Genomic DNA, 5368 nt, shown 5'->3' on the forward strand with positions numbered 1-5368 from the left:
GATACAAAGGTGTTGATTATCGACGATTTGGTGGACACTGGGAAAACGGGTCGCGCTGTGCAGGCTATGTTGCCAAACGCGCATTTTGCAACGGTTTATGCCAAGCCATTGGCGCGCGATTTGGTGAACAGTTTTGTGACCGAGGTGTCTCAAGACACATGGATTTATTTCCCATGGGATATGGACGTTTCTTATGCTCCCCCAATCCGTGATGGCGTTGGCGACTGACACAAAACTAAAAGCGCAATCGGTGTTTGGCTGATATCGCAAGTTTAGGATAATTTGAAGCTTTGAGCCAAGTCGTTGGCTCAGGGCCTCGGCCTGCAAGCTGTGCAAACGGGCTTTTTTTCCCGAATTAAATCGTGCACGTAACCGGTCTCCACAACTGGCCATTTTTGTTGCGACGCAATGCTTGATTTAGCTCAATCTCAATTTCTGCGAAGTAAAATACTCTGCTGCATGCCGCTTGAGTTTCGATGACCTCAGAAACGGCGATCGCCTTATGGCGTATTCTGGCCATTTGCTGTTTAAGGAAGGCGGTTTGCAGATGAACACAAGGAACCGACAACTCGAATTCTTAAGGGAAAACAGTAGTCCCACCATTCAACATTTGCTTGCGCGCCTGAATGAGGATGTAGCCGCGCCCGAATTTCAGAAAAACTATCAGGCCTTACGAAGCTTGCCTGAGCTCGCTTATTGGAAGGCCAACATACCAGTAAATATTTCCAATGAGACAATCCTTGGCAGCAGTGACGGATGCTTTGAGAATGCGTTTGGCAAGCTGCTGCAATTTGGTTTGAATTTAGATGACATTCTTACAACGGAACAGATGCAAAACTGCATTGGTTTCCTCGAAACGACCCAAAACGACGATATCTATACTTCACTGGCGCGCTACGTTGTGGCTGGGTATTTGCTCGGGGCTGGTAGCACTTCAAAGGTCGTTAGTAAAACGGTCACAGACAGAATTGATGCCCTTTATGGTTTCGTAAGCAGTTCACCATTCAAGCACGACATATATGTGGATTCTATCGGAACGAAACTGCCTAAATCCTATCAATCCAAGAAGCTGGTCAACCCGACTTTGTATGAAAATGGCGAGCTCGTTTTGCCCTTCATTCACGATATTTTCGTTTTTGGTAACATCCAACGACACATTCCAAATGACTATCAAAACAAGATTGCGGCAATCGTTGATTACGTCTGCGACCCAAAGTATCAATCCTTCGATTATGGCTATGGTGTTGTAAGATCCAGTGGCAACAAGTTACATGCTATGGGCTGGAGTGCGCACATGCCGCTATTCAACGAAGCGCTTTCGAGTGAGTATTTCAAAAAGGGCTTGATTTTCAGAATGGGGCTCTTCTCGCGCTTTGAAAATGCGGCGGTAAAGATTTGGCTCAATAGCACTATGAAAAAGCTGGCAAACTTTAGAATTGACGAAGTTCGATATTGTTTTGCCGGAGCATTATTGCCAGAGACTACAAATTCCTACTTTTTGAATGGCCGTCACACGTCGTTGAACGAGAATAGAAGGCAAAAAAACGGTAGAATCATAGAGTCTACGTTTTATGCCTATCTCTGCGATGTAGATTATTGACGTCTATCTCTCTCGCGGAGAGCGAGAAAACATGCTGGTTTGTTATTTGCCAGCAGATGCATTTCAATGAGCAATTTATGTGATTGGTGCGGACGACGGGACTTGAACCCGTAAGCCGATTAAGGCGAGGGATTTTAAGTCCCTTGTGTATACCAATTTCACCACGTCCGCGAAACCAGAGTTGAATAAGTTCAGGCGTCGGTTTGTCATAAATTCGACGCTTTTTCAATGGGTAACTTGCCATGAATTGGCTATTGAGCTGGCAAATACTTGCGGAGGTGCAATTTCGCCGCCAATTCAGATTTGCATTGGTGTGAAAATGACTATATTCGGTAACCTTTGTGTTTAAAACTGGAGTTATTTCATGGCGGGCGTTGATCAGCGGATTGTGCCAATTATTCTTGCCGGCGGCAAAGGCACTCGACTTTGGCCTATTTCCCGCTCGGCGCGGCCAAAACAGTTCCTAAGCCTTGCTGGTGATAATTCCCTTTTTCAACAAACGCTTACGCGTGTTTCTGATAGCGAGAAATTTGCTGCTCCAATTGTCATTACAAACAATGAGTATAGGTTCTTGGTGGCTGAACAAGCGCAAGAAGCTGGCATTGAGCTGGGTGGTATTTTGCTTGAGCCTGTTGCACGTAATACGACGGCTGCGGTTTTGGCTGCGGCGAAATACATGCAAAGCTTGGGTGGCGACGACACACTGATGTTCGTTTTGGCCTCTGATCATCGTATTGTTGAAGATGCGAACTATGTTACTGCGGTTGATGCGGCTGCTAAGTGCGCGCTCAATGGCAATTTGGTGACTTTCGGGATCAAGCCAACCGAGCCTGCAATTGGGTATGGATATATTGAACAGGGTGACGCAATTGAATGCGGCGGCCACAAGGTTGTGAAATTCGTTGAAAAGCCAGCACTCGCCTTGGCAGAGCAACTTGTTGCCGGTGGCAAACACCTTTGGAATTCTGGCATGTTCTTGTTTGATCGGGATGTGATCATTTCTGAGTGTGAAAAGCTTGCACCCGACGTTGCTTCTGCGGTTGCCGGTGCCGTTGACAATGCTGATAAGGATTTGGACTTTGTCCGGTTGAATGAAGATGCTTTTGCTCAGTCGCCGGACATTTCGATCGACTACGCGATTTTCGAGAAGACTGACAAAGCAGCCGTCGTTCCTTCTCCGTTTGAATGGTCGGACCTTGGAAGTTGGGATGCCGTTTGGAAAGTTGGCGCGCAGGACAACGAGGGCAATGTTTCCGTTGGCGACGTCATGCTATCTGAAACCAAAAACTCACTCGTTTATTCAGAAACAGGGCAGGTCACCGTTTCTGGGTTGGACGATGTGGCTGTTATCGTCAGTGAAGACGCCATTTTTGTTGGTGCGCTCAGTGAAGCGCAAAAAGTTGGTGAGTTGGTTAAAAAGCTGCGCAGTGACAAACGAACTGCGCCGCTAACAGAAACGCACCGAACTTGTTATCGCCCTTGGGGCGGATACTCGTCCTTGGTCGTGGGGAACCGCTTCCAGGTGAAGCGATTGTTTGTGAAGCCAGGTAAAAAACTTTCGTTGCAAAAGCACCATCACCGGTCCGAGCACTGGGTTGTTGTGAGCGGCACCGCTGAAGTCACAATAGATGACAGCGTAAAAACGCTTAGCGAAAACCAATCTGTCTATATTCCACTTGGAGCAGTGCATCGGTTGGAGAACAAAGGCAAGATTTTGCTTGAGTTGATCGAAGTGCAAACGGGTTCCTATTTGGGCGAAGATGATATTGTGCGGCTTGAGGATGAATTTGGTCGCGCCTAGCAGTCGTTGAATTTGCTACAGTTTTTGCACCGCAGGCTTGATAAGCCTGCGGGTTTCTTTTCAGATCTTAAATTGGATAAAATATACTAAATAGAACGGATCGCGCCAAAACAATCTTGATTTGTGTGTGAGAGTGATGTCGAGTGTTTCAAGAAACAGGGGACTTGCATGAATATTCCGTTCATATCCATTGAAGATGTCGAACACCAACTCACATGGTCAGAAGTCGCTGACGCTCTTGCTGAAGGTCATCGCCTGAATAAGGCAAGGCTTGGTGATTTGGCGTTGGAGCGAGGCGTTCAATCTATGCTCAATCGCGCAGCTTGGGTTGACGGGCTTGGGTTGGCGCTTAAATCAGTAACGATCTACCCACAGAATGCACAAAGTATTCCCCCATTGCCAACAATCCAATCTGTCGTCGTTCTATTTGACGATGAAACCGGTGCGATAAAGGCGTTGATTGATGGTCAATTGGTGACCAAATGGAAAACTGCAGGCGACAGTGTGTTGGGTGCGCGCCTGTTGGCGCGACCAGAGGCGAAGAACTTGCTCGTAGTTGGTTCAGGGACCGTTGCTAGTTCGCTGATTGATGCCTATCGAGAAGTGTTCCCAGAGCTTGAGCGGATTTCAGTCTGGAGCCGAAACCCGGAAAACGCAAGCGCATTGGCACAAAGTCAAAGCTGCATTGCAGCGCCAGATTTGGCCTCGGCCGTGGGGGAGGCAGATATCATCACTTCAGCCACAATGGCGCGAAGCCCTGTGATAATGGGGAAGTGGGTGAAATCAGGCACGCATATCGATCTGATTGGTGCCTTTAGAAATGACATGCGCGAAGCTGACGATGAGCTGTTGAAAAAGGGGAGGTTGTTTGTCGATTCTCGCGAAACGACCATTCACGATATAGGCGAATTAAGCATTCCTATCGCTCAAGGCGTTATTAGTGAAAATGATGTGATCGCTGATTACTATGACCTAGCCCAAGGTGACCTTTTTGCGCGGAAAAGCCATGCAGAGGTTACCATTTTCAAGAACGGAGGCGGCGCTCATTTAGACTTAATGGTGGCAAAGCTGATCTACGACAAGTGGGCTGCTGTGCGCACCCTTTAGTCGTTCTGGGGGCTAGGCTTTTCTTTTTTTGCCAAAAGGCCTGATCTCCAAGTTGCTTGGAAGAATATTGCTGCACCGACAACAATTGCGATACCTGCTGCAAAAAAGGCTACGCCAGGGAAATAGGCGGGGGCTTTGGGCGAAATCGTGAAGAACGCAAACAATTGTGTGGCTGCAAGTGGCCCAAGAATTGCCGTGATGGAGTTTACAGCATTCACGCCGCCTTGCAGTTCTCCCTGTGCATTATCGTCTACACGACTGGACATAAGGCCGTTGAGGCCGGGACCAACAAAGCCACCCATGGCGCCGGGCAACAAGAAAATGTAAAGGCCAACGGCAGTGTCGATGAAGGCCATGCCGAAAAAGCCAATGGTTGCGAAGACAAGTCCCATGACAACCGTCCAAATGTCCCCGAAAATTTTGATTGCTGGGCGGATCAATGCACCTTGGACCACCGCAAACATGATCCCGAATACTGACAGTGAAATGCCGATTTGTGCAGGGGTCCATTGGAAGCGTTCTATCGTGAAGAAGCTCCAAATGCTGGGGTAGGCTTGTCCTGCCAGAGAGAAGAAAAACAATACGCCCAAGAACGACAAAACGAATGGAAACTTTTTGAGCGACTGTATAGTGCCAATGGGGTTTGCGCGTTTGACATCAAACCGACGCCTTTTGCGCATGCCTAGGCTTTCGGGCAACACAAAGTAGCCATACACCAGATTTGCGAAAGCAACTGCAGCCGCTACAAAAAACGGCACCCGCGTGCCAAATTCACCAAGCTGCCCGCCAATTGCTGGACCAATTATGAAGCCGGCGCCAACTGCTGCGCCAATCAAACCAAAGTTTTGCGCCCTTTTTTC

The 5368-nt window shown here is 48.0% G+C and carries 5 protein-coding genes and 1 tRNA gene; 4 read left to right on the top strand and 2 right to left on the bottom strand.

Annotation, left to right across the window (positions count from 1 at the left end; all coding sequences use genetic code 11):
• The coding region (locus Q0231_RS02635; protein WP_367274458.1) for a phosphoribosyltransferase family protein at positions 1-228 on the top strand (228 nt) is incomplete at its 5' end.
• A gap of 238 nt (positions 229-466) precedes the next feature.
• A complete protein-coding gene (locus tag Q0231_RS02640) occupies positions 467-1600 on the top strand; it encodes a hypothetical protein (protein WP_269393921.1) in 1134 nt (377 codons plus the stop codon).
• An 84-nt stretch (positions 1601-1684) separates the two neighbouring features.
• Here Q0231_RS02640 and Q0231_RS02645 read toward each other — a convergent pair.
• Positions 1685-1771 (bottom strand) — tRNA-Leu (locus Q0231_RS02645).
• A 193-nt stretch (positions 1772-1964) separates the two neighbouring features.
• Here Q0231_RS02645 and Q0231_RS02650 point away from each other — a divergent pair.
• Both Q0231_RS02650 and Q0231_RS02655 read left to right on the top strand, forming a co-directional pair.
• Complete coding sequence (locus tag Q0231_RS02650) at positions 1965-3401, top strand: mannose-1-phosphate guanylyltransferase/mannose-6-phosphate isomerase (RefSeq protein WP_299344734.1); 1437 nt, start codon at positions 1965-1967, stop codon at positions 3399-3401.
• A gap of 168 nt (positions 3402-3569) precedes the next feature.
• Positions 3570-4508, top strand: coding sequence for an ornithine cyclodeaminase family protein (locus Q0231_RS02655; protein WP_269393923.1), 939 nt, complete (start codon positions 3570-3572; stop codon positions 4506-4508).
• Here the strand turns inward: Q0231_RS02655 and Q0231_RS02660 are convergent.
• The coding region (locus tag Q0231_RS02660) for an MFS transporter (RefSeq protein WP_299344738.1) at positions 4505-5368 on the bottom strand (864 nt) is incomplete at its 5' end. The two genes, Q0231_RS02655 and Q0231_RS02660, sit on opposite strands and share 4 nt — an antisense overlap.

This window comes from uncultured Maritalea sp. (genome assembly GCF_937139385.1).
In the GTDB taxonomy this organism is placed as follows: Bacteria; Pseudomonadota; Alphaproteobacteria; order Rhizobiales; family Devosiaceae; genus Maritalea; species Maritalea porphyrae_A.